Below are 23937 nucleotides of genomic sequence, written 5' to 3'. Positions count from 1 at the left end.
AGGTACTCAGACGTGAAAATCCTCGTTGATGAAAATATGCCTTATGCCCACGAGCTGTTTAGCCGCCTCGGCGACGTTAAGGCTGTCCCTGGTCGCCCGATCCCGGTTAACGAACTGGATGACGCAGACGCGCTGATGGTGCGCTCGGTGACCAAAGTAAATGAGGCGTTGCTTGCCGGTAAAGCGATTAAGTTTGTCGGAACCGCAACGGCAGGGACCGATCATGTGGATGATCAGTGGCTGAAGCAGGCCGGAATCGGTTTTTCCGCCGCGCCGGGCTGTAATGCCATTGCCGTCGTGGAATACGTTTTCTCCTCGCTGCTGATGCTGGCCGAGCGCGATGGTTTTGCGCTGAAAGACCGCACCGTGGGGATTGTCGGCGTGGGTAACGTCGGCGGGCGTCTGCAAAAGCGCCTTGAAGCGTTAGGTATCCGCACGCTGCTGTGCGATCCGCCGCGTAAAGACAACGGTGACGACGAGGATTTCCGCGCGCTGGATGAGCTGGTTGAACAGTGCGATGTGCTGACGTTCCACACGCCGCTGTTTAAAGAGGGGCCGTATAAGTCCCTGCATCTGGCGGACGAGGCGCTGATTCGCCGTCTGAAGGCTGGCACTATTCTGATTAATGCCTGCCGTGGCCCGGTGGTGGATAATGCCGCGCTGCTGAAATGTCTGAATGAAGGACACGATCTCAGCGTGGTGCTGGACGTCTGGGAGCCGGAGCCGGATCTCAACGTTGAGCTGCTGAACAAGGTTGACGTTGCCACCGCGCATATCGCGGGCTATACGCTTGAAGGCAAAGCGCGCGGCACTACGCAGGTGTTTGAAGCCTACAGCGCCTTTATCGGCCATCCGCAGCAGGTGGCGCTTGATACTTTACTCCCCGCGCCTGAATTTGGCCGCATTACCCTGCATGGCCCGCTCGATCAGGCAACGCTGAAAAGGCTGGTGCATTTGGTGTATGATGTGCGCCGCGACGATGCGCTGCTGCGTAAGGTGGCGGGGATCCCGGGTGAATTTGATAAGCTGCGCAAGAACTACGTTGAGCGCCGCGAGTGGTCTTCCCTGTATGTGATGTGCGACGACGCAGCGGCTGCGACGTTGCTCAAGAAACTGGGTTTTAACGCCGTTCATCACCCGGCGCATTAATGTCTTCTTAATGCTCCCTGTCGGATACGCCGACAGGGACGCTTTTTTATTTCTGGAGTAAACCACCATGTCTGAAGGCTGGAATATTGCCATTTTAGGTGCCACGGGTGCCGTGGGCGAAGCCCTGCTCGAAACTCTTGCCGAGCGTCAGTTCCCGGTGGGAGATATCTATGCGCTGGCGCGCACCGACAGCGCGGGCGAACATCTGCGTTTTGGCGGTAAATCCGTGATGGTCCAGGATGCGGCCACGTTTGACTGGACCCAGGCGCAGCTTGCGTTTTTTGCCGCAGGTGCTGAAGCCACGGCGTCTTACATTGAAGAGGCGACCAATTCGGGCTGCCTGGTGATCGACCTGAGCGGTCTGTTCTCCCTGGAGCCGGACGTGCCGCTGGTGGTCCCGGACGTCAATCCGTTTGTGCTGGCTGACTACCGCAACCGTAACGTTATCGCGGTACCAAACAGCCTCACCAGCCAGCTGCTGACCGCGCTGAAGCCGCTGATCGACGACGGTGGCCTGTCGCGCATTACCGTGACCAGCCTGCTGTCGGCTTCGGCAAATGGCAAAAAAGCCGTAGACGCGCTGGCAGGGCAGAGCGCGAAGCTGCTGAACGGTATCCCGATCGACGAAGATGATTTCTTCGGCCGCCAGCTGGCGTTCAACATGCTGCCGCTGCTGCCGGATCGTGAAGGTTCGGTGCGGGAAGAGCGTCGTATCGTCGATGAAGCGCGCAAAATTTTGCAGGATGACGGGCTGATGATCTCCGCGAACGTCGTACAGTCTCCGGTCTTTTACGGCCATGCGCAGATGGTCGGCTTTGAAGCCCTGCGCCCATTAGCGGCTGAAGAAGCGCGCGACGCGTTTGGCCGCGGTGAGGACATTGTCCTTTCCGAAGAGAGCGAATTCCCGACGCAGGTGGGCGATGCCACCGGCAGCGCGCATCTCTCCGTGGCCTGCGTGCGTAACGATTACGGTATGCCGGAGCAGGTGCAGTTCTGGTCCGTTGCCGACAACGTGCGTTTTGGCGGCGCGCTGATGGCGGTCAAAATCGCGGAAAAACTGGTGCAGGAGTATCTGTACTGATGTCAGACGTGGAGCAAAAGCCGGTCCACAGAATTGCCCTCGGCATTGAGTACGATGGCAGTAAATACTATGGCTGGCAGCGTCAGAATGAGGTGCGCAGCGTCCAGGAAAAACTGGAAAAAGCGCTCTCTCAGGTAGCGAACGAACCGATCAACGTCTTCTGCGCGGGCCGCACCGATGCCGGGGTTCACGGCACGGGGCAGGTGGTACACTTTGAAACCTCTGCGGTGCGCAAAGATGCGGCCTGGACGCTGGGTGTAAATGCGAATTTACCTGGTGACATTGCCGTGCGTTGGGTGAAAGCTGTGCCGGATGATTTTCACGCGCGCTTCAGCGCGACGGCGCGGCGCTACCGTTATGTCATCTACAACCAGCGCCTGCGCCCGGCCGTGTTAAGCCAGGGCGTGACGCATTTTTATGAACCGCTCGATGCAGAACGTATGCATCGCGCGGCGCAGTGTCTGATTGGTGAAAATGACTTTACGTCGTTTCGTGCGGTGCAGTGTCAGTCCCGTACGCCGTGGCGTAACGTCATGCACATTAACGTCAGTCGTTATGGCGCGTATGTGGTGGTGGATATCAAAGCCAATGCCTTTGTACATCATATGGTGCGGAATATTGTAGGCAGCCTGATGGAAGTGGGCGCCGGACACCAGCCGGAGAGCTGGATTGCAGAACTGCTGGCAGCGAAGGACAGAACGCTTGCGGCAGCAACGGCGAAAGCGGAAGGGCTTTATCTGGTCTCGGTAGACTATCCGGATCGGTTTGACCTGCCAAAACCGCCAATGGGCCCGCTGTTTTTAGCGGACTAAACAAAGGTGCAATTAAGGCTTAGACAATATGGACGTAATACGTTTTCTGATTGATTTCATTCTGCATATTGATGTTCACCTGGCGGAGCTGGTCGCACAGTACGGCGTCTGGGTTTACGCCATTCTGTTCCTGATTCTGTTCTGTGAAACCGGTCTGGTCGTTACCCCGTTCCTGCCGGGAGACTCGCTGCTGTTTGTGGCCGGTGCGTTGTCGGCGCTGCCCACCAATGATTTGAACGTGCATCTGATGGTGGTGTTGATGGTGATTGCCGCGATTGTCGGGGATGCGGTCAACTATACGATTGGCCGGGTGTTCGGTGAGCGGTTGTTCAGTAATCCGGACTCGAAAATTTTCCGCCGCAGCTATTTAGACAAGACCCATGCCTTCTATGAACGTCATGGTGGAAAAACCATTATCCTTGCGCGTTTTGTGCCTATTGTGCGTACATTTGCACCGTTTGTGGCGGGAATGGGCCATATGTCCTATCGTCATTTTGCAATGTATAACGTGGTGGGCGCACTGCTTTGGGTGTTGCTCTTTACCTATGCAGGCTACCTGTTTGGCGACTTGCCGGTGGTTCAGGAAAACCTTAAGTTACTGATTGTAGCGATTATTGTGCTTTCCGTTCTGCCGGGTGTTATCGAAATCATTCGTCACAAACGCGCGGCAGCAAAGCAAGCGAAGTAAATGCACGCTGGCGGTTCGACCACTTTTTTATCCAAAGTTTCGGGCTGTTATGTTTTAATGTGCAACATTCATGGTCTGTTGGAGGCAAAAATGGCATTATTCGCCTCTTATAGCAAAACTGGCATACGACCAGGTTCAGGCAGAAAGGTTATCAATGAGCTGGATTGAACGAATTAAAAGCAACATTACCCCGACGCGCAAAGCGAGCATTCCTGAAGGGGTATGGACGAAGTGTGATAGCTGCGGCCAGGTTCTGTATCGCGCAGAGCTGGAACGCAATCTTGAGGTGTGTCCGAAGTGTGACCACCACATGCGTATGTCGGCGCGCAACCGCCTGCATAGCCTGCTGGACGAAGGTTCTCTGGTAGAACTGGGCAGCGAGCTTGAGCCAAAAGACGTGCTGAAGTTCCGCGATTCCAAAAAATACAAAGATCGTCTGGCCTCTGCACAGAAAGAGACCGGCGAGAAAGACGCGCTGATCGTCATGAAGGGCACCCTGCACGAGATGCCGGTGGTTGCCGCTGCGTTTGAGTTCTCCTTTATGGGCGGCTCAATGGGCTCCGTGGTCGGCGCGCGTTTCGTGCGTGCCGTAGAGCAGGCGCTGGAAGACAACTGCCCGCTGATCTGCTTCTCCGCCTCCGGTGGTGCGCGTATGCAGGAAGCGCTGATGTCTCTGATGCAGATGGCGAAAACCTCTGCAGCGCTGGCGAAAATGCAGGAGCGCGGTCTGCCGTACATCTCCGTGCTGACCGACCCAACCATGGGTGGCGTCTCCGCAAGCTTCGCGATGCTGGGTGACCTGAACATCGCTGAGCCAAAAGCGCTGATCGGCTTTGCCGGTCCTCGCGTCATTGAGCAGACCGTTCGTGAAAAACTGCCGCCGGGCTTCCAGCGCAGTGAGTTCCTCATTGAGAAAGGCGCTATCGATATGATCGTCCGCCGTCCGGAAATGCGCCTGAAACTGGCCAGCATTCTGGCGAAGCTGATGAATCTGCCAGCGCCTAACCCGGATGAGCCGCGCGAAGGCGTGGTGGTACCGGATCAGGAACCCGAGGCCTGATAACTGAAAAGGGCAGGGCCAGATGGCGCTGCCCTTTTGCTTTATAACCTGTTAATGACAACCGGGCATTATGGAAAATAAAAGCATTCCCCAAGCCACGTCGCCCCTGGCCGCGTGGCTTTCTTATCTGGAAAACCTGCACAGTAAAACCATCGATATGGGCCTTGAGCGCGTAAGCCAGGTTGCCGCGCGTCTCGACGTGCTGAAACCGGCTCCGTTCGTGTTCACCGTTGCAGGTACTAACGGTAAAGGGACGACCTGCCGCACGCTGGAGTCAGTCCTGATGGCGGCGGGGTACAAGGTCGGCGTTTACAGCTCACCGCATCTGGTGCGCTATACCGAGCGCGTGCGGGTGCAGAACACCGAGCTGGCGGAATCTGCCCATACGGCGTCGTTCGCGGCTATCGAAGCGGCGCGCGGGGAAACCTCATTAACCTATTTTGAATACGGCACCCTGTCGGCGCTGTGGCTGTTCAAACAGGCGCAGCTGGACGTGGTGATCCTGGAAGTGGGGCTGGGCGGGCGTCTGGATGCCACCAATATGGTGGATGCGGACGTGGCGGTGGTCACCAGCATCGCGCTGGATCATACCGACTGGCTGGGCCCGGACCGTGAAAGCATTGGCCGCGAAAAGGCCGGTATTTTCCGGGCGAATAAGCCTGCCGTGGTGGGCGAGCCGGACATGCCGCATACCATTGCCGACGTGGCGAAAGAGAAGGGCGCACATCTGTTGCGCCGAGGCGTTGACTGGCAGTATGAGGTGCAGGGCAACGGCTGGCGCTTCAGCGATGCGCAGGGCGTGCTGGAGAATCTGCCGCTGCCGCAGGTACCGCAGCCGAACGCGGCAACCGCGCTGGCGGCACTGCGCGCCAGCGGATTAGCTGTAAGTGAGCAGGCGATCCGTGACGGCATTCAGAATGCGCTGCTGCCGGGGCGTTTCCAGATAGTCAGCGAGTCACCGCGTCTGATTCTGGATGTGGCGCACAACCCGCATGCGGCGGCGTATCTAGCAGGACGTCTCAAATCGTTACCAAAAACCGGGCGCGTGCTGGCGGTTATCGGTATGCTTCATGATAAAGATATCGGCGGCACGCTGGCCTGCATGGAGAGTGTGGTCGATAGCTGGTATTGTGCTCCTCTGGAGGGGCCGCGTGGTGCGACTGCTGAGCAGTTGATGGAACATCTCGGCAAAGGTGCAATCTACAGTAGCGTGGCGCAGGCCTGGCATGCCGCGATGGCGGATGCTAAACCAGAAGATACCGTGCTGGTGTGTGGCTCTTTCCACACGGTGGCACATGTCATGGAAGTGATGGACGCGGGGAGAACCGGTGGCGAGTAAGTTTCAGAACCGTTTAACAGGAACCATTGTGCTGGTCGCGCTCGGGGTGATTATTCTTCCCGGGCTGCTCGACGGGCAGAAAAAACATTATCAGGACGAGTTTGCAGCCATTCCGCTGGTGCCGAAGCCGGGCGACCGCGATGAGCCGGATATGCTGCCTGCGGCGACCCAGGCGCTGCCTGCTCAGCCGCCTGAAGGGGCGGCGGAAGAAGTTCGCGCGGGCGATGCCGCTGCACCGTCACTCGACCCGTCGCGTCTGGCGGCGAATAACAACATCGAGATCGATCCGGTACCGGTAGAGAAGCCTAAGCCTGTTGAAAAACCGAAGCCGGTAGAGAAACCGCAGCCGAAGCCTCAGCAACAGCGAGATAAAGCAGCAGAGCAGCTGGCTGCAGCGTCTGAAACTCCACCACCTGCGAAGCAAGACGCAGCGCCGACCGGCAAAGCCTACGTTGTGCAGCTGGGGGCGCTGAAAAACGCCGATAAAGTCAACGAGGTTGTCGGTAAACTGCGCAGCGCGGGCTATCGCGTTTACACTTCACCTTCCACGCCGGTACAGGGTAAAATTACCCGTATCCTCGTGGGGCCGGAGGCGTCGAAAGACAAGCTGAAAGGGTCGCTGGGCGAGCTGAAGCAGATCTCCGGGCTGAGTGGTGTGGTGATGAGCTACAGCGCGAACTAAGTACGACCTGCTCCTTTAGAGAGAGGCGATAAGCCACGGCGTTGAACATTTTTTCAGCGCCTTTTTTATTTACGCGCGGGAAGGAAATCCCTACGCAAACGTTTTCTTTTTCTGTTAGAATTCGCCCCGAACTGGATGACAGGGCGTTTAATCGTGGGACACATATGGTCTGGATTGATTACGCCATCATTGCGGTGATTGGTTTTTCCTGTCTGGTTAGCCTGATCCGTGGCTTTGTTCGTGAAGCGTTATCGCTGGTAACCTGGGGTTGTGCTTTCTTTGTTGCCAGTCATTACTACACTTACCTGTCTGTCTGGTTCACGGGCTTTGAAGATGAACTGGTCCGAAATGGAATCGCCATCGCGGTGCTGTTTATCGCGACGCTGATTGTCGGCGCTATCGTGAATTACGTGATAGGTCAGCTGGTCGAGAAAACCGGTCTGTCAGGAACGGACAGGGTACTCGGGATCTGTTTCGGGGCATTACGAGGCGTGCTGATTGTGGCCGCGATCCTGTTCTTCCTGGATACCTTCACCGGGTTCTCCAAAAGTGAAGACTGGCAGAAATCGCAGCTCATTCCAGAGTTCAGCTTCATCATCAGATGGTTCTTTGACTATCTGCAAAGCTCGTCGAGTTTTTTGCCCAGGGCATAAACCCTGAGATGTGGCTTAACGAGGAAAAGACGAATGTGCGGTATTGTCGGTATCGCCGGTTTCATGCCGGTAAACCAGTCGATTTATGACGCGTTAACGGTGCTTCAGCACCGTGGGCAGGATGCTGCGGGTATCATCACCATTGATGCAAACAACTGCTTCCGTTTACGTAAGGCCAATGGCCTGGTAAACGATGTGTTTGAAGCCCGCCATATGCAGCGTCTGCAAGGTAATATGGGGATCGGTCACGTTCGTTATCCTACTGCTGGCAGTTCCAGCGCCTCTGAGGCACAGCCTTTCTACGTCAACTCACCGTATGGCATCACGCTTGCCCATAACGGCAACCTGACCAACGCTCATGAGCTGCGTAAGAAGCTGTTCGAAGAGAAACGTCGCCACATTAACACCACCTCTGATTCAGAAATCCTGCTCAATGTGTTCGCCAGCGAGCTGGATAACTTCCGTCACTACCCGCTGGAAGCAGACAATATCTTCGCTGCCATTGCCGCGACCAACCGCCAGATCCGCGGTGCGTACGCCTGCGTGGCGATGATCATCGGTCACGGCATGGTCGCCTTCCGCGATCCAAACGGCATTCGTCCGCTGGTGCTGGGCAAGCGCGACCTCGGCGATGGCCGTACCGAATATATGGTTGCCTCTGAGAGCGTGGCGCTGGATACCCTGGGCTTCGAATTCCTGCGCGACGTTGCGCCGGGCGAAGCGGTGTATATCACCGAGAAGGGCCAGCTGTTCACCCGTCAGTGTGCCGACAACCCGGTCAGCAACCCGTGCCTGTTTGAATACGTCTATTTTGCCCGTCCGGATTCGTTCATCGACAAGATTTCCGTCTACAGCGCGCGCGTCAATATGGGCACGAAGCTCGGCGAGAAGATTGCCCGCGAGTGGGACGATCTCGACATTGACGTGGTGATTCCTATCCCGGAAACCTCCTGCGATATCGCCCTGGAGATCGCCCGCATTCTGGACAAGCCGTACCGTCAGGGCTTCGTGAAGAACCGCTACGTTGGCCGCACGTTTATCATGCCGGGCCAGCACCTGCGCCGTAAGTCCGTTCGCCGTAAGCTGAACGCCAACCGCGCGGAATTCCGCGACAAGAACGTTCTGCTGGTGGATGACTCCATCGTTCGCGGCACCACCTCTGAGCAGATTATCGAGATGGCGCGCGAAGCGGGTGCGAAGAAAGTCTACCTGGCGTCTGCCGCGCCGGAGATTCGCTTCCCGAACGTATACGGCATTGATATGCCAACCGCCAACGAGCTGATTGCTCATGGCCGTGAAGTGGATGAGATTCGCCAGATCATCGGGGCCGACGGCCTGATTTTCCAGGATCTGAACGATCTCATCGACGCGGTGCGCGCCGAGAATCCGGAGATTCAGCAGTTCGAATGCTCCGTGTTCAATGGCGTCTACGTGACGAAAGACGTTGACCAGCAGTACCTCGACTACCTTGATTCGCTGCGCAACGACGATGCGAAAGCCGTTCAGCTGCAAAACGATCTCGAAAGCTTAGAGATGCACAACGAAGGTTAATCTCTCCGCAGGTGAGGGCGCTCGCCCTCACTTGCAACTCCCCGCAAAATCCTGCACAGTCAGCCCAGAATTCAGCAAGGGCGAAATCATGAAACGACTCATAATAGGCATCAGCGGTGCCAGCGGCGCGATTTACGGCGTACGCCTGCTACAGGTTTTGCGTAACGTGGCAGAAGTGGAAACGCATCTGGTGATGAGCCAGGCGGCGCGGCAAACCCTCTCCCTTGAAACGGATCTCTCCCTGCGCGATGTCCAGGCGATGGCGGACGTGGTTCACGATGCCCGCGATATCGCCGCCAGCATCTCCTCAGGCTCGTTTAAAACCGCCGGTATGGTGATCCTGCCCTGTTCAATCAAAACGCTCTCCGGGATTGTGAACAGCTATACCGACACGCTGGTAACGCGCGCGGCGGACGTGGTGCTGAAGGAGCGCCGCCCGCTGGTGCTCTGCGTGCGGGAAACGCCGCTGCACCTGGGCCATCTGCGCCTCATGACCCAGGCCGCCGAGCTGGGCGCGGTGATCATGCCGCCGGTGCCGGCGTTCTATCACCGGCCGCAGTCGCTGGACGATGTGATTAATCAGACCGTCAATCGCGTGCTGGATCAGTTTGACATCGACCTGCCCGAAGACCTCTTCACCCGCTGGCAGGGAGCCTGATTCTGTGCACAAATGCTGTGCATGAAAAGAGACGTTGCCCTGTTTCAGGGCAATTATGCAACGGCGATCATATCCTCGACATTTAATTCGCTTTTTCCCTTTTTCTCTTTCCGGTTCGTTCGGCAGACCTGCTATCTTTCACCATTAAGGCAATATCGCAACGTTTTATTAACATATTTAACGTCGAACTTTTGACCAGACGGCAATGTGGCATAAGACCTGCAAGAGAAGCCTGCAACACAACACACAACACAATACATAATAAAATCACGGTACTTGAGGGTAAATGTATGAAGAAGACGGTTCTGGCTCTGTCTTTGCTGGTGGGGTTAAGTGCGGCGGCAGGTAGCTACGCAGCGCTTCCACAGACGGTTCGTATCGGTACAGACGCAACCTACGCGCCATTCTCTTCCAAGGATGCGAAAGGCGATTTCGTGGGGTTTGATATCGATTTGGGAAATGAAATGTGCAAACGTATGGAAGTGAAATGCACATGGGTGGGCAGCGACTTCGACGCGTTAATCCCGTCGCTGAAGGCAAAGAAAATCGACGCCATTATCTCTTCTCTCTCCATCACCGAAAAACGCCAGCAGGAGATTGCCTTCTCTGACAAGCTCTACGCTGCGGATTCGCGTCTGATTGCCGCGAAAGGTTCCCCGATCCAGCCGACCATCGACTCGCTGAAAGGCAAGCATGTGGGCGTGCTCCAGGGCTCGACTCAGGAAGGTTACGCGAATGCCAACTGGCGCGAGAAGGGCGTCGACGTGGTGGCTTACCAGAACCAGGATCTGATCTACTCTGACCTGGCTGCAGGCCGTCTGGATGCCGCATTCCAGGATGAAGTCGCGGCGAGCGAAGGCTTCCTGAAGCAGCCAGCAGGTAAAGATTACGCCTTTGCGGGCCCGTCCGTGAAAGACAAAAAATACTTTGGTGACGGCACCGGCATCGGCCTGCGTAAGGACGATAAAGAGCTGAAAGCCGCCTTTGACAAAGCATTCACGGAGCTGCGCAAAGACGGTACCTACGACAAACTGGCGAAGAAATACTTCGACTTCAACGTCTACGGTGACTAACGCACCAGCGTGGTGCGTCGCGGGTGTGGATGATTCAATATGGTGCAACTTGTGCACCATATTGGGTCGCTACGTGCATACTTAAGCATTTATAATGCAAAAATTCCCGTCTGAAAGGCATTATTCTTTGCCTGACAGCGTGGATTAATGGCACATTAACCCCACCCCGTCGTCGTAAAAAAACCGTATGAAGACAGTTTGTTGAGGACAAATATGAAAAAACTCGTGTTGTCATTATCTCTGGTACTGGCCTTTTCCAGCGCCACCGCGGCCTTCGCAGCCATTCCGCAGAAAATTCGTATTGGCACCGATCCCACCTACGCGCCGTTTGAATCGAAGAATTCAAAGGGTGAACTGGTGGGTTTTGACATCGATCTGGCCAATGAGCTGTGCAAACGCATCAAAGCACAGTGTACTTATGTAGAGAACCCGCTGGATGCGCTGATCCCTTCACTGAAAGCTAAAAAAATAGACGTGATTATGTCCTCGCTTTCCATCACCGAGAAACGTCAGCAGGAGATTGCCTTCACCGACAAGCTCTATGCTGCCGATTCACGTCTGGTAGTGGCTAAGTCTTCTGACATTCAACCGACCCTCGAGTCGCTGAAGGGGAAACGCGTAGGCGTGCTGCAGGGCACCACGCAGGAAACCTACGGTAACGAACATTGGGCGCCGAAGGGGATCGAAATCGTCTCCTATCAGGGCCAGGAAAATATTTACGCAGACCTGACGGCAGGCCGTATTGATGCGGCATTCCAGGATGAAGTCGCGGCAAGCGAAGGTTTCCTGAAAACGCCGGTGGGTAAAGATTATAAGTTCGGCGGTCCGTCCATTAAGGACGAGAAGCTCTTTGGCGTGGGTACCGGTATGGGCCTGCGTAAGGAAGACAACGAACTGCGTGAGGCGCTGAACAAAGCGTTTGCTGAAATGCGCGCTGACGGTACCTACGACAAGCTGGCGAAAAAGTACTTCGATTTCAATGTGTACGGCGGCTAATCGCTCCGTCAAATAACGTGCGGCCCCTCCCGCTGGGGGAGGGGATAAGACACGGTTTACCACTCACGATACGACAGGGCTCGCGGTATGCTGTACGGATTTTCTGGCGTTATTTTACAGGGCGCGCTTGTCACCCTTGAGCTGGCTATCAGCTCCGTGGTGCTGGCGGTGCTGATAGGTCTGGCGGGCGCAGGGGCGAAGCTTTCGGCTAACAAACCGCTGGCGCTCATTTTCGAAGGCTATACCACGCTCATTCGCGGCGTACCCGATCTGGTGCTGATGCTGCTTATTTTTTACGGCCTGCAGATTGCCCTGAACAGCGTGACGGATGCGATGGGCATGGGACAAATTGATATCGACCCGATGGTGGCCGGTATTATCACCCTCGGTTTTATCTACGGTGCCTACTTCACGGAAACCTTCCGTGGCGCTTATATGGCGGTTCCCAGAGGACACATTGAAGCGGCAACCGCATTTGGTTTTACCTCTTCACAAACGTTTCGCCGGATTATGTTCCCGGCCATGATGCGCTATGCGCTGCCGGGCATCGGCAACAACTGGCAGGTTATCCTCAAAGCGACGGCGCTGGTCTCGCTGCTCGGTCTGGAAGACGTCGTGAAAGCGACTCAGCTGGCGGGCAAGAGCACCTGGGAGCCGTTCTACTTTGCGGTGGTCTGCGGTGCGATCTATCTGGTCTTTACGACCGTCTCCAATGGTGTGCTGCTTCTGCTCGAGCGTCGCTACTCCGTGGGTGTGAAGAGGGCTGACCTGTGATTGAGATTATTCAGGAATACTGGAAATCCCTGCTGTGGACGGATGGCTACCGCTTTACCGGCGTGGCGATCACGCTCTGGCTGCTGATTTCTTCCGTGGTGATGGGCGGCATTCTGGCGGTGTTTCTCGCCATCGGTCGCGTGTCGAACAATAAATTTATTCAGTTCCCGATTTGGCTGTTTACCTATGTGTTTCGCGGCACGCCGCTGTACGTGCAGCTGCTGGTGTTCTATTCGGGGATGTATACGCTGGAGATCGTAAAAGGCACGGAAATGCTGAATGCGTTCTTCCGCAGCGGCCTGAACTGTACGGTGCTGGCGCTAACGCTCAACACCTGCGCCTATACCACCGAGATTTTCGCCGGGGCCATTCGTTCCGTGCCGCACGGTGAGATCGAGGCGGCGCGCGCGTACGGCTTCTCGTCGGTGAAGCTTTACCGCTGCATTATTCTGCCGTCGGCGCTGCGCATTGCGCTACCGGCCTACAGCAACGAAGTGATTTTGATGCTGCACTCCACCGCGCTCGCCTTTACCGCCACGGTGCCGGACCTGCTCAAAATCGCGCGCGATATCAACTCCGCGACCTATCAGCCGTTTACCGCGTTTGGCATTGCGGCGGTGCTCTATTTAATTATCTCTTATGTTCTGATTAGCCTGTTCCGTAAGGCTGAAAAACGCTGGTTGCAGCATATAAAACCTTCTTCGACGCACTGAGAAAGATGATGGCTGAGAACAAATTAAACGTTATTGATTTGCACAAACGCTACGGCGAACATGAAGTGCTGAAAGGGGTGTCGCTGCAGGCTAACGCGGGCGACGTGATCAGTATCATCGGTTCATCCGGCTCGGGTAAAAGTACCTTCCTGCGCTGCATTAACTTCCTCGAAAAGCCGAGCGAAGGCTCGATTGTGGTGAGCGGGCAGAACATCAACCTGGTGCGTGACAAAGACGGCCAGCTGAAGGTGGCGGATAAGAATCAGCTGCGCCTGCTGCGTACGCGCCTGACGATGGTGTTCCAGCATTTCAACCTCTGGAGCCACATGACGGTGCTGGAGAACGTGATGGAAGCGCCGGTTCAGGTGCTCGGCTTAAGCAAGCAGGAAGCCCGGGAACGCGCGGTGAAATACCTGGCGAAAGTGGGTATCGACGAGCGCCAGCAGATGAAGTATCCGGTACACCTTTCCGGCGGCCAGCAGCAGCGTGTCTCCATCGCCCGCGCGCTGGCGATGGAGCCTGAAGTGCTGCTGTTCGACGAACCGACCTCCGCGCTGGACCCGGAACTCGTCGGCGAAGTGCTGCGCATCATGCAGAAGCTGGCCGAAGAGGGCAAAACGATGGTGGTGGTGACGCACGAGATGGGCTTCGCCCGTAACGTCTCGAACCACGTGATTTTCCTGCATCAGGGGAAAATTGAAGAGCAGGGGCACCCTGACGAGGTGCTGGCAAACCCGCAGAGCCCGCGTTTGCAGCAGTTCCTTAAAGGATCTCTGAAATAAAGAGGGCATCAGCCCGCAGTGCAGCCCAATCGCCCGGTGACGCTTCGCTTACCGGGCCTACAAAACCGTAGGCCGGGCAAACGCAGTACCGCTCGGCATTCAGGCCGCACCACACTCCAGGCGATACACCCAGTCGTCATACCGCACGCCGTCAATCTCATACGCCTTTTCAAGCACCTGCGTGCGCACAAACCCGGCTTTCTCAAGCACCCGTACAGAGCCGCCGTTGTCCGCCAGCACGTACGCGTTAATCGCCTTCACGCCGGTCTGGTTGAACGCATAATCACACACCGCGCGCAGCGCTTCGCTGGCGATCCCTTTTCCCTGCGCGGCAGGCACAACCGTGTAGCCAATGTCCGCCTCTTCACGATTCTCAGGGCTGATTTGCAGGCCGATATCGCCGAGTGGCGTATCTTCATTCAGAAAGCGGATCACGAAGACATGCTCCGCCATCAGGCGTGCGGCAAACACGCGTCGGGTCTCTTTCTCAGGCGCAATCGCGGCCATATAGCGCATAATATCGCGGTTTTCGCGCAGCGAACGGAAGAATGCCCAGTCAGAGGGTTCGAAAGGGGTGAGATGAAGCCGGGGAGTGGTGATGGTTGCCATTGTTACGCCATTTCATCGGAACATGGCGTATCACTGTAACATATTCAGCGTACCACATCCCCCAGCGCCTCTTCTAAGTCATACCAGCGAAACGCAAACCCGGCCGCTTCCAGCCGTTTTGGCAGCGCGCGCTGACCGCCCAGCACCAGCACGGACGCTTCACCCATCAACAGCCGAATTGCCGTCGCAGGCACGCGTAATATCGCCGGGCGATGCAGGGCATGCCCCAGCGCGTGGGCAAACTGTTCATTTCGCACCGGATAGGGCGCAACCATGTTAAACGGCCCGCGCAGATCGTTATCCAGCAGCCAGATAATGCCGTTCACCATATCGTCGATATGGATCCAGGCCAGGTACTGTCGCCCGTTGCCGATCGGCCCGCCGAGCCCCAGCCTGAAGGGCGGAAGCATTTTACCCAGAATGCCGCCTTTCGGCGCAAGCACTACGCCGGTACGCAGCAGGCAGACGCGGGTATTGTCGCTTTGCGCCGCGCAGGCGATGCGCTCCCACTGGGCGCAGAGTTTATGGGTGAACTCGTTGTGGGGCGGCTCTTCCTCGGTCACCACCACTTCGCCGAGATCGCCGTAATAGCCCGTCGCAGAGCCTGAAATCAGCACCGACGGCGGGGTCTGGCTGTTGCGAATCAGCTCAACCAGCTTCTCGGTGATGTTCCAGCGGCTGCTGCACAACCGCTGTTTCTGCTCTTCGGTCCAGCGCTTATCGGCGATGGGTTCGCCCGCAAGGTTGATGACGGCGTCGAAGCCGTCCAGATTCTGCCGATCGGCCAGCCCTTTCCAGATATCGACCCCCGCGCCCAGCACCTGGCGCGCTTTCTCCGGGCTGCGGGTCACTACGGTAATGTCGTGATGCAGCGCCTGCAAACGCGCAATGAGATGGCGCCCAATCAGGCCTGTACCGCCGGTCAGCAGAATCTTCATACAACCTCCAGGTTTACGCCTGGCGTCGCCAGCTTAACGTCATGGAGACGGAGTCGGCATAGCGCAGGGCGTGAAGTTTATCGATCTCTACTTCAGCATAAGTGACCCAGTGATGATCGCGTGCGATATCGAGCACATCCTGGGTTAATTTTTCCAGCAGAGAGAAGCGGTTGTTTTCCACGTACTGGATGATGTTTTTAGTGATTGTGCGATAGTTCAGCGCGTCATTGATGTCTTCACTGGCCCGCGCTTTGTCTGCCGGGTAGTGAATCACCACATTAATGACAATATCCTGACGGTTGGCAATCTCTTCCTCTTTGATACCAATGAACGTGCGCAAGCGTAAATTTTTTATACGAATAATAGCGTCTGGCTGTGACATTGCAGGTCTTCTCCGTGTCAGTATTTCCCGCCCATAATACATGAGAGCCTCTCAGCCCCCCAGCCTCATAGGTGATTAAACCTGCTGGATTTTTTGCATTGCGCGTTCGGTGGCCGGGCGGGTCCGGATACGCTCAAACCAGTTGTTCACCGCCGGGTAAGACGCTAAGTCAATCCGGTGTTTATCATGCGTATTTACCCACGGCCAGCAGGCGATATCGGCAATGCTGTAATGGTCGCCCCCGAGCCACGGCGTTTTCTCCAGCCGCTGGTTCAGAACGCCGTAAAGACGCTGGGTTTCAACCTGATATCGCTCAATGGCGTAAGGAATGGTCTGCGGCGCAAAGGCGGTGAAGTGGTGGTTCTGCCCCAGCATCGGCCCAAAGCCGCTTGACTGCCAGAAAAGCCACTGCAGAGTGTGGTGACGCTCGCGCAGTTCACCGCTCAGCAGCTTGCCGGTTTTCTCTGCCAGATAAAGCAAAATTTCACCGGATTCAAACAGGCTTAACGGCCTGCCTCCGTCCGCCGGCTGGCTATCAATAATGGCCGGAATTTTATTGTTGGGCGAGATAGCCAAAAACACAGGGTTGAACTGTTCGCCTTTGCTGATATCCACGCGGATGATTCTGTAATCCAGTTCGGCTTCTTCGAGAAAGAGGGTGATCTTGTGGCCATTTGGGGTAGGGGCGTAATAAAGGTCAATCATTCTCAACTCCTGTCCATGCGAATAGTGGTGCCATGACAAATGAGTATAGGTGCTTGTTGTAAATCGTGAGTTTTCATCAAGTGACAGCGAAGCAAAGAGATTATATGTTGAGTAAAAACCGATCAGCCGATGAGGATGTTATGAACCAGCCCGTAATTACGTTGTGGTCCGATGCAAATTTCTTTTCTCCCTATGTTATGAGCGTTTACGTCGCGCTGGCCGAAAAGGGGCTCTCTTTTACGCTGAAGACCGTCGATCTCGACGGTGGTGAACACCTCAAACCCCAGTGGCAGGGTTACGACCTGACGCGACGCGTGCCGGTGCTGGAACTGGATGGTTTTGCACTGAGCGAATCCTCGGCGATCGATGAATATCTGGAAGATCGTTTTGCGCCGCCGGAATGGGAGCGCATCTATCCTCACGATCTGCAAAAGCGCGCCCGCGCCCGGCAGATCCAGGCGTGGCTGCGTAGCGACCTGGTGCCGATTCGCGTCGAGCGCTCCACGGATGTCGTGTTTGCCGGTGTGAAAAAGCCAGCGCTCAGCGCAGAAGGCGTCGACAGCGCGCAAAAGCTGATTGAAACTGCAGCCTCGCTGCTCGCTCACGGCAACCCGAACCTGTTCGGTGAATGGTGTATTGCCGATACCGATCTGGCGCTGATGCTGAACCGTTTGATCCTCAACGGCGATGAGGTCCCTCAACTGCTGGTGGACTATGCGGCGTTCCAGTGGCAGCGAGCCTCCGTACAGCGCTATGTGGCACTCTCCGCTAAGCGCGCGGGCTGATAAGCCCTGACGCTTCAGGTATGATAAGGGGAGTTTTTTTACCAGGGAGTGACGGATGAAACTGATGTTTGCGTCAGATATCCATGGATCGCTGCCCGCGACCGAGCGAGTGCTTTCTCTGTTTTCGCAAAGCGGGGCCCAATGGCTGGTGATTCTGGGGGATGTGTTAAATCATGGTCCGCGTAATGCGCTGCCGGAAGGCTATGCCCCGGCGCAGGTGGCGGAAAAGCTTAACCCGTTTGCCTCGCGCATTATCGCCGTTCGCGGTAATTGCGACAGCGAAGTCGACCAGATGCTGCTGCATTTTCCCCTTACCGCGCCATGGCAACAAGTTCTGCTGGAAAACAACCGCCTGTTTCTGACCCACGGACACCTTTTCGGCCCGGATAATCTCCCGGCGCTCACGGCTGGCGATGTCCTGGTTTACGGCCATACTCATATTCCGGTGGCTGAAAAACGCGGTGAGATTTATCACTTTAATCCGGGGTCGGTCAGCATCCCGAAAGGCGGATATCCTGCGAGCTATGGCCTGCTGGATGGAAATACCCTGAGCGTTATCGCACTTAATGATCAGCAAGTTATTGCGCAGGTAGCGATTAATCCGTAAGTTACACCACAACTGCAAACGCGCCGAAAGAGCGCTTAGACGAGAAGGTTTCCCGATGGTGGAGCAGAATCATTTGGCAAGTACTGAATGGGTTGACATTGTCAGCGAAGAAAATGAAGTGATCGCGCAGGCGAGCCGCGAACAAATGCGTGCAGAGCGCCTGCGTCACCGTGCAACGTACATCGTTGTGCATGACGGCATGGGCAAGATTCTGGTCCAGCGCCGCACGGACACCAAAGATTTTCTTCCGGGCATGCTTGATGCCACCGCAGGCGGCGTCGTGCAGGCCGATGAAGTGCTGCTGGATTCCGCACGTCGTGAAGCGGAAGAAGAGTTAGGTATCGCCGGGGTGCCGTTTGCCGAGCACGGGCAGTTCTATTTCGAAGACGAACATTGCCGCGTCTGGGGTGGACTGTTTAGCTGCGTTTCCCATGGGCCTTTCGCCCTGCAGGAAGAGGAAGTGAGCGAAGTCTGCTGGATGACGCCGGAAGAGATTACCGCCCGCTGCGACGAGTTCACGCCGGATTCGTTAAAAGCGCTGGCGCTGTGGATGACCCGCAACGCCAAAAACGAATCCGCTAAGCCGGAAAACAAAGCGGAAAAAGAGGAAGAGGCTGAGTAAGCCTTAACAGCTTTCCCGCAGGCACAGGCTGGACGCGATGGGTTTTTGGTCGCGCCAGTCTCCGTCATTCAGACGTTCCAGTAGCGCTTTACCTGCCTCAATCCCAATCTTTCGATGCGGTACCGCCATCGTCGTCAGCGGCGGCTGGCAGACGCGGCTCACGTCGCTATCGCCAAAGCCCACGACAGCCAGATCGTCCGGCACTTTAATGCGTCGACGCTGACACTCATACAGCGCGCCGCAGGCCAGCTCGTCTGATACGCACACCAGCGCATCCAGCTCCGGCCACGCCAGCAAGAACTCTGGCAGCTGTGCCGCGCCGGTCGAGAAGCTCGGCGGCATCGCCGCGTTAATCACCCGGTTCGGCGACAGATGATGGCGCAGCATCGCCTTGTACCAGCCCTGCAAATGCTGCTGGAAAATCCACTGCTCCTGGTTGGCGCACAGCAGGCCGATATTTTGGTAGCCGCGCCTAATCACCATTTCCGTCAGCTCGTACATGGCCGCCACGTTATCGATCCCGATATTCATATCGATCGGATCGGCGCGCATCGCACCCATCTCCATTACCGGAATCGAGGCGTTTTTCAGCCAGTGGCGAACGGTGTCGGTGTGCTCGACGCTGAGCAAAATCGCGGCGGCGATATTTGACGCCAGCAGGGTCTCAAGCAGCTTCTCTTCCTGCTCAAGCCGATGCTGGGACTCTGCCAGCATAATCTGGTATCCGGCGGGCTGCAGCACCTGCTGTAGGCCCGCAAACATTTCAGAGCAACCGGCTTCGGAAAGGTTGGGAACAACCATCGCAATCGTCCATGAGGACGCGGATGCCAGTGCGCTGGCGGCGAGATTGGGCATATAGCCCAGCTCCTGCACCGCAGCTTCAATTTTTTCACGCAGTTTATCGGAAACCTGTTCGGGCGTGCGGAGCGCACGGGAGACGGTCATCGTGCCGACTCCGGCAAGCTGCGCGACATCAGCGAGCGTGACTTTTCCGGTACTGCGCCGTTTTCGGGTTAAAGACATACACCTTCCTGCTGACCAGACGCGTTCTTTTTCCTTCATTTCAGGTGACAGGCAGTATACGCCTTAAATCCCTTTTTTTGCTGTGATTTCACACCATGATTACATTTTGATAGCGCTATCACATTTCTGCATGTTGGTAATTGGTAGCGCTATCTTTGTGATCGCGATCGCAGCCAATGATTGATGGGTTGAATAAAGTTTGCCCATCTTTAGCGTTTGGCGGGAGGGAAAATGCTCAAAAATTGGATATATGATACAACCATCACGCTGCAGGATAGCGTGGAAAGCTGGCCACAGGCGCTGGAGATATGCGCGAAACCGCTGCTGGATCTGCAGGTGATTGCACCGGAATACGTGACGGCAATCATTCAGCAGCACCATACGTTAGGACCCTATTATGTGCTGGCACCAGGGCTAGCCATGCCGCATGCGCGGCCGGAGGAAGGCGCCAAAGGACTGGGTTTGTCATTACTAAAACTAAAACAGGGCGTCTCTTTTGGTGCCGGAGAGTTTGACCCTGTCGATCTGATTATTATGCTCGCGGCACCAGATAAACATAGCCATATCGAAATGATATCCGCGCTCGCTGAATTATTTTCTAGCGACGAAGATATGGCGAAATTACATCAGGCGAATACCCTGGAGGACATTAAAGCCATTATTGACCGCTTCTGATTTAATTTTTTAATCCGATTATTCACAACATTACGCGCCAGCGTGATGGGGCGTGCTCTACTCAAAATAAGGGGACAACAATGAAAATCATGGCTATTTGCGGTTCTGGCCTGGGCAGCAGTTTTATGGTCGAAATGAACATTAAAAAGGTGCTTAAAAAGCTGGGCATTGAGGCCGAGGTTGAACACTCCGATCTCTCCTCCGCCACGCCGGGCGCGGCGGACCTGTTCGTGATGGCGAAAGACATTGCGGCCAGCGCCAGCGTGCCGGAAAGCCAGCTGGTGGTGATCAACAACATCATTGATATCAACGAACTCGAAGCGCAGCTGCGCGCCTGGTTCGACAGACAATAACCCTGATAAGGCGAGGTGGATATGTTTATCCTTGAAACGCTGAATTTCGTTGTCGATATTTTAAAAGTCCCTTCGGTGCTGGTGGGTTTAATTGCGTTAATTGGTCTGGTCGCGCAGAAAAAAGCGTTTTCTGATGTCGTAAAAGGCACAATTAAAACGATTCTCGGCTTTATTGTACTGGGCGGTGGCGCCACGGTGCTGGTGGGGTCGTTAAACCCGTTAGGCGGCATGTTTGAGCACGCTTTTAATATCCAGGGCATTATTCCAAACAATGAAGCGATTGTGTCGATCGCGCTGGAAAAATACGGTGCCTCGACCGCGCTGATCATGGCCTTCGGCATGGTGGCGAACATTGTCGTCGCGCGCTTTACCCGCCTGAAGTACATCTTCCTGACCGGGCACCACACCTTCTACATGGCGTGCATGATCGGCGTGATCCTGACGGTCGCAGGCTTCGAGGGAGTAGGGCTGGTCTTTACCGGTTCACTGATTCTCGGCCTGATTATGGCCTTTTTCCCGGCGATTGCGCAGCGCTATATGAAGCGTATTACCGGCAACGATGAGATCGCCTTCGGTCATTTCGGTACGCTGGGCTACGTGCTGTCCGGCTGGATTGGCAGCAGGGTCGGCAAAGGCTCGCGCTCCACCGAAGAGATGAACCTGCCGAAAAACCTCAGCTTCCTGCGCGACAGTTCGATCTCCATCTCCCTGACCATGATGATTATCTATCTGATCATGGCGGTAAGCGCCGGGCGTGAGTACGTGGAGTCCACCTTCAGCGGCGGGCAAAACTACCTGGTGTACGCCATCATCATGGCGATCACCTTCGCGGCGGGCGTGTTCATCATCCTGCAGGGCGTACGCCTGATTCTGGCGGAAATCGTCCCGGCCTTTACCGGCTTCTCGGAAAAACTGGTGCCGAACGCGCGTCCGGCGCTGGACTGCCCGGTGGTCTACCCCTATGCGCCAAACGCGGTGCTGATTGGCTTCCTGTTCAGCTTCCTCGGGGGAATTGTGGGGTTGTTGATCTGCGGTCAGTTTAGCTGGGTGCTGATCCTGCCGGGCGTAGTGCCGCACTTCTTCACCGGCGCAACGGCGGGCGTGTTCGGTAACGCCACCGGTGGACGCCGCGGGGCAATGATAGGCGCCTTTGCTAACGGCCTGCTGATTACCTTCCTCCCGGTCCTGCTGCTGCCGGTACTGGGTGCGATTGGCTTTGCTAACACCACCTTCTCGGACGCCGACTTCGGCGCGGTCGGGATTGTGCTGGGCAACCTGGCGCGCTTCCTGTCACCGCTTGCCATCACCGGGCTGGTTGTGGCGCTGTTCGCGCTGCTGGTGGCCTACAACATCTTCGCGAAAAACAAACCTGCGGGTAGTAACGCGCAGGAAAATACCGGAGCCAAATCATGAATGAGAACGAGATAACCGAACTGGCGCGTCAGATCCGTCTTGAAACCCTCAAATCCCTGACGCAGCTGGGCTTTGGGCACTACGGCGGCAGCATGTCGGTGGTGGAAACCCTGGCGGTGCTGTACGGCGCCGTGATGAAGATCGACCCGGCGGATCCGGACTGGCCTGAGCGCGATTACTTTGTGCTGTCGAAAGGTCATGCAGGCCCGGCGCTCTACAGCACCCTGGCGATTAAGGGCTACTTCCCGGTTGAAGAGCTGAGCACGCTGAACCAGAACGGCACGCGTCTGCCCAGCCACCCGGACCGCCTGAAAACGTGCGGCGTGGATGCCACCACCGGCTCGTTGGGGCAGGGGATCTCCATTGCGGGCGGTATGGCACTCTCGCACAGGCTGGCCGGGCGACCGAATCGGGTCTTCTGCATCGTTGGCGACGGCGAGCTGAACGAAGGCCAGTGCTGGGAAGCGTTCCAGTTTATCGCTCACCATCGTCTGAACAACCTGACCGTGTTCGTGGACTGGAACAAACAGCAGCTCGACGGCGAACTGGACGAAATCATCTGTGCCTTCGACCTGGAGGGCAAATTCCGCGCCTTTGGCTTTGACGTGGTGACGGTCAAAGGGGACGACATTCCGGCACTGCTGAAGGTGACTTCAAGGGTACCGGAGGCCGATGCGCGTCCGCGGGTGGTGATCCTCGACAGCATCAAAGGGCAGGGGGTGCCGTACCTGGAACAGCTTAGCAACTCGCACCACCTGCGATTGACCGCGGAGAGCAAAGCGGCCCTCAATGAGACCATTCGCCAACTGGAGGCTTCACATGATTAAGGTTGCACCGGCAGGACAGAAAGACGCCGTTGAGATGCGCAAAGTCTACGCGGGCTTTGTGGCAAAGCAGATTGAGGCCGGCAGCGAGATTATCGCCCTGGAAGCGGACCTGATGAGCTCAATGGCGATGGACGGCGTAGCGCGCGATTATCCGCAGCACGTGATTAACTGCGGCATTATGGAGGCCAACGTCATCGGCACTGCGGCGGGGCTGTCGCTCACCGGCCGTAAGCCGTTCGTGCACACTTTCACCGCGTTTGCCAGCCGTCGCTGCTTCGACCAGCTGTTTATGTCCCTGGACTACCAGCGCAACAACGTGAAGGTGATTGCCTCGGATGCGGGCGTGACGGCCTGCCACAACGGCGGGACGCACATGTCCTTCGAGGATATGGGCATCGTGCGCGGTCTGGCGCATTCGGTGGTGCTGGAAGTTACCGATGCGGTGATGTTCGAGGATGTGCTGCGCCAGCTTATCGATCTCGAAGGCTTCTACTGGGTGCGCACCATCCGCAAGCAGGCGCCGAGCGTCTATGCGCCGGGCTCAACCTTCACCATTGGCAAAGGCAACGTGTTGCGCGAGGGAAGCGATATCACGCTCATTGCCAACGGCATCATGGTGGCGGAAGCGCTGGAGGCGGCGCGCCAGCTTGAACAGGAGGGGGTAAGTGCGGCGGTCATCGACATGTTTACCCTGAAGCCTATCGATCGGATGCTGGTGAAAAACTATGCCGAGAAAACCGGGCGCATCGTCACCTGCGAAAACCACAGTATTCACAACGGTCTCGGGTCAGCGGTGGCGGAAGTGCTGGTGGAGACCTGCCCGGTGCCGATGCGTCGCGTGGGCGTGAAGGAGCGTTACGGCCAGGTGGGCACACAGGACTTCCTGCAAAAAGAGTATGGCCTGACGGCGCATGACATTGTGTCGGCGGCGCGGGAGCTGCTGTAATAAAAAAAGGCGACCGTGTGGTCGCCTTTTTGTTGCCCGGT

28 protein-coding genes are annotated in these 23937 nt (G+C 56.4%); 23 read left to right on the top strand and 5 right to left on the bottom strand.

Translation table 11 applies throughout. The annotated features are described in order from the left end of the window. Positions 1-12 precede the first annotated feature (12 nt). The 15 genes from pdxB (at position 13) to hisP (ending at position 14011) form a co-directional block, all read left to right on the top strand. Positions 13-1149 carry a 4-phosphoerythronate dehydrogenase PdxB gene (gene pdxB / locus ACMGGH_RS21630; protein WP_232948394.1) on the top strand — a complete coding sequence of 379 codons (1137 nt, stop codon included), beginning with the start codon at positions 13-15 and terminating at the stop codon, positions 1147-1149. Between the two features lie 67 nt (positions 1150-1216). Next, positions 1217-2230 carry an aspartate-semialdehyde dehydrogenase gene (locus tag ACMGGH_RS21625; protein WP_232948395.1) on the top strand — a complete coding sequence of 338 codons (1014 nt, stop codon included), beginning with the start codon at positions 1217-1219 and terminating at the stop codon, positions 2228-2230. After that, positions 2230-3042, top strand: a complete 813-nt coding sequence (gene truA / locus ACMGGH_RS21620) for a tRNA pseudouridine(38-40) synthase TruA (protein WP_102750760.1) — start codon at positions 2230-2232, stop codon at positions 3040-3042. Before ACMGGH_RS21625 ends, truA begins: the two co-directional genes overlap by 1 nt. A 28-nt stretch (positions 3043-3070) precedes the next feature. Then, positions 3071-3730: a DedA family protein gene (locus ACMGGH_RS21615; RefSeq protein WP_008502599.1), complete on the top strand. Its 660-nt coding sequence runs from the start codon at positions 3071-3073 to the stop codon at positions 3728-3730. A gap of 154 nt (positions 3731-3884) precedes the next feature. Continuing rightward, on the top strand, positions 3885-4790 hold the full coding sequence (gene accD, locus ACMGGH_RS21610) for an acetyl-CoA carboxylase, carboxyltransferase subunit beta (protein WP_003861408.1): 906 nt from the start codon (positions 3885-3887) through the stop codon (positions 4788-4790). Between the two features lie 70 nt (positions 4791-4860). Next, positions 4861-6129, top strand: coding sequence for a bifunctional tetrahydrofolate synthase/dihydrofolate synthase (folC, locus tag ACMGGH_RS21605; protein WP_028013959.1), 1269 nt, complete (start codon positions 4861-4863; stop codon positions 6127-6129). Next, positions 6119-6811 (top strand): cell division protein DedD, encoded by a 693-nt coding sequence (dedD, locus tag ACMGGH_RS21600; RefSeq protein WP_045259684.1) that lies wholly within the window; start codon positions 6119-6121, stop codon positions 6809-6811. Before folC ends, dedD begins: the two co-directional genes overlap by 11 nt. A 164-nt stretch (positions 6812-6975) precedes the next feature. Beyond that, the gene (gene cvpA / locus ACMGGH_RS21595; RefSeq protein WP_000262116.1) at positions 6976-7464 is read left to right on the top strand and encodes a colicin V production protein; all 489 of its coding nucleotides are present in this window, start codon (positions 6976-6978) and stop codon (positions 7462-7464) included. 33 nt (positions 7465-7497) lie between these two features. Further along, positions 7498-9015, top strand: coding sequence for an amidophosphoribosyltransferase (gene purF, locus ACMGGH_RS21590; RefSeq protein ID WP_014884664.1), 1518 nt, complete (start codon positions 7498-7500; stop codon positions 9013-9015). Between the two features lie 88 nt (positions 9016-9103). Next, on the top strand, positions 9104-9673 hold the full coding sequence (locus ACMGGH_RS21585; protein WP_028013957.1) for a UbiX family flavin prenyltransferase: 570 nt from the start codon (positions 9104-9106) through the stop codon (positions 9671-9673). Between the two features lie 290 nt (positions 9674-9963). After that, positions 9964-10746: a lysine/arginine/ornithine ABC transporter substrate-binding protein ArgT gene (gene argT / locus ACMGGH_RS21580; protein WP_028013956.1), complete on the top strand. Its 783-nt coding sequence runs from the start codon at positions 9964-9966 to the stop codon at positions 10744-10746. Positions 10747-10959: 213 nt separating this feature from the next. After that, a complete protein-coding gene (gene hisJ, locus ACMGGH_RS21575) occupies positions 10960-11742 on the top strand; it encodes a histidine ABC transporter substrate-binding protein HisJ (protein ID WP_028013955.1) in 783 nt (260 codons plus the stop codon). An 87-nt stretch (positions 11743-11829) separates the two neighbouring features. Next, entirely contained in the window at positions 11830-12516 is a 687-nt protein-coding gene (locus tag ACMGGH_RS21570) for a histidine ABC transporter permease HisQ (RefSeq protein ID WP_028013954.1), read from the top strand. Then, on the top strand, positions 12513-13229 hold the full coding sequence (locus tag ACMGGH_RS21565) for an ABC transporter permease (RefSeq protein WP_028013953.1): 717 nt from the start codon (positions 12513-12515) through the stop codon (positions 13227-13229). Before ACMGGH_RS21570 ends, ACMGGH_RS21565 begins: the two co-directional genes overlap by 4 nt. Before the next feature lie 8 nt (positions 13230-13237). Beyond that, a complete protein-coding gene (hisP, locus tag ACMGGH_RS21560) occupies positions 13238-14011 on the top strand; it encodes a histidine ABC transporter ATP-binding protein HisP (RefSeq protein WP_028016220.1) in 774 nt (257 codons plus the stop codon). 99 nt (positions 14012-14110) lie between these two features. Here hisP and ACMGGH_RS21555 read toward each other — a convergent pair whose 3' ends face one another. The 4 genes from ACMGGH_RS21555 to yfcG form a co-directional block, all read right to left on the bottom strand. After that, on the bottom strand, positions 14111-14620 hold the full coding sequence (locus tag ACMGGH_RS21555) for a GNAT family N-acetyltransferase (protein ID WP_047367996.1): 510 nt from the start codon (positions 14618-14620) through the stop codon (positions 14111-14113). 44 nt (positions 14621-14664) lie between these two features. Then, positions 14665-15558, bottom strand: a complete 894-nt coding sequence (locus ACMGGH_RS21550) for a TIGR01777 family oxidoreductase (protein ID WP_047367995.1) — start codon at positions 15556-15558, stop codon at positions 14665-14667. Positions 15559-15571: 13 nt separating this feature from the next. Next, on the bottom strand, positions 15572-15940 hold the full coding sequence (folX, locus tag ACMGGH_RS21545) for a dihydroneopterin triphosphate 2'-epimerase (protein ID WP_028013950.1): 369 nt from the start codon (positions 15938-15940) through the stop codon (positions 15572-15574). Positions 15941-16015: 75 nt separating this feature from the next. Then, complete coding sequence (gene yfcG, locus ACMGGH_RS21540) at positions 16016-16645, bottom strand: GSH-dependent disulfide bond oxidoreductase (RefSeq protein ID WP_028013949.1); 630 nt, start codon at positions 16643-16645, stop codon at positions 16016-16018. Between the two features lie 140 nt (positions 16646-16785). Here yfcG and yfcF point away from each other — a divergent pair, with 140 nt between their 5' ends. The 3 genes from yfcF to yfcD are packed head-to-tail and all read left to right on the top strand — an operon-like array spanning position 16786 to position 18659. Then, positions 16786-17430, top strand: a complete 645-nt coding sequence (yfcF, locus tag ACMGGH_RS21535) for a glutathione transferase (protein ID WP_047367994.1) — start codon at positions 16786-16788, stop codon at positions 17428-17430. Between the two features lie 55 nt (positions 17431-17485). Beyond that, positions 17486-18037 carry a phosphodiesterase gene (yfcE, locus tag ACMGGH_RS21530; protein ID WP_232948396.1) on the top strand — a complete coding sequence of 184 codons (552 nt, stop codon included), beginning with the start codon at positions 17486-17488 and terminating at the stop codon, positions 18035-18037. A 55-nt stretch (positions 18038-18092) separates the two neighbouring features. Further along, positions 18093-18659, top strand: a complete 567-nt coding sequence (gene yfcD, locus ACMGGH_RS21525; RefSeq protein WP_006811396.1) for an NUDIX hydrolase YfcD — start codon at positions 18093-18095, stop codon at positions 18657-18659. Between the two features lie 3 nt (positions 18660-18662). On the opposite strand, the gene ACMGGH_RS21520 is transcribed toward yfcD, so the two are convergent. Continuing rightward, positions 18663-19682 carry a LacI family DNA-binding transcriptional regulator gene (locus ACMGGH_RS21520; RefSeq protein ID WP_041908911.1) on the bottom strand — a complete coding sequence of 340 codons (1020 nt, stop codon included), beginning with the start codon at positions 19680-19682 and terminating at the stop codon, positions 18663-18665. 231 nt (positions 19683-19913) lie between these two features. Here ACMGGH_RS21520 and ACMGGH_RS21515 point away from each other — a divergent pair, with 231 nt between their 5' ends. The 5 genes from ACMGGH_RS21515 to ACMGGH_RS21495 all read left to right on the top strand — a co-directional run bounded on the left by ACMGGH_RS21515 (position 19914) and on the right by ACMGGH_RS21495 (position 23896). Then, on the top strand, positions 19914-20357 hold the full coding sequence (locus tag ACMGGH_RS21515) for a PTS sugar transporter subunit IIA (RefSeq protein WP_232948397.1): 444 nt from the start codon (positions 19914-19916) through the stop codon (positions 20355-20357). A gap of 80 nt (positions 20358-20437) precedes the next feature. Then, on the top strand, positions 20438-20710 hold the full coding sequence (locus tag ACMGGH_RS21510; RefSeq protein ID WP_100169933.1) for a PTS sugar transporter subunit IIB: 273 nt from the start codon (positions 20438-20440) through the stop codon (positions 20708-20710). A 21-nt stretch (positions 20711-20731) separates the two neighbouring features. Beyond that, a complete protein-coding gene (locus ACMGGH_RS21505) occupies positions 20732-22123 on the top strand; it encodes a PTS ascorbate transporter subunit IIC (protein ID WP_045631476.1) in 1392 nt (463 codons plus the stop codon). After that, entirely contained in the window at positions 22120-22950 is an 831-nt protein-coding gene (locus tag ACMGGH_RS21500; protein ID WP_232948398.1) for a transketolase, read from the top strand. Before ACMGGH_RS21505 ends, ACMGGH_RS21500 begins: the two co-directional genes overlap by 4 nt. Further along, a complete protein-coding gene (locus ACMGGH_RS21495; protein ID WP_045259691.1) occupies positions 22943-23896 on the top strand; it encodes a transketolase family protein in 954 nt (317 codons plus the stop codon). The genes ACMGGH_RS21500 and ACMGGH_RS21495 overlap by 8 nt, the downstream gene beginning before the upstream one ends. Positions 23897-23937: the final 41 nt, after the last annotated feature.

Source organism: Enterobacter sp. BNK-16 (assembly GCF_048684955.1).
Taxonomy (GTDB): domain Bacteria; phylum Pseudomonadota; class Gammaproteobacteria; order Enterobacterales; family Enterobacteriaceae; genus Enterobacter; species Enterobacter bugandensis.
This window is presented reverse-complemented; position numbering and strand designations above follow the sequence as displayed.